This window comes from Acinetobacter sp. 1207_04 (assembly GCF_052850415.1).
Genome location: NZ_VXCQ01000044.1, coordinates 1 through 420 on the forward strand (window position 1 = coordinate 1; position 420 = coordinate 420).

Sequence of the window (420 nt, forward strand, 5' to 3'; positions counted from 1 at the left end):
CCACAACAGTAGTTTTTGCTGCAACTGCTGCCTTATTGACTGAATCAATCGCATCATGAATGGTGCTCTTACCAGTATTACCGACATTAGAAGTTGTTATACTGCCATCTGCGTTCAGTGATGTATCACCACCAATACTGTTTTTAATACTATTTACAGTTTGGTGAAGCTGACTACCATTCACAGCATCCTGCGATGTATTGTTAATATCACCATTGGCAACATTCGTGATTTTCTTTTTACCTGCATCAATGCCTTGTGCTGAAATGCTTGGACCATCTTTGATGCTTAAGCCAGCATTATTAATAAGCGTATCACCAAGCGTGACTGAGTCGAATTTAACGTCTTTTTTAGTGGCAACTTTATATTCTTTACTACCATCTGCATTGGTGACATCTGTAACTGCGATGTTATCGCCTT

The 420-nt window shown here is 39.3% G+C and carries 1 pseudogene; it reads right to left on the reverse strand.

The window, feature by feature from the left end:
• Nucleotides 1-420: pseudogene (locus tag FW754_RS16405) on the reverse strand (YadA-like family protein); the annotation flags it as partial.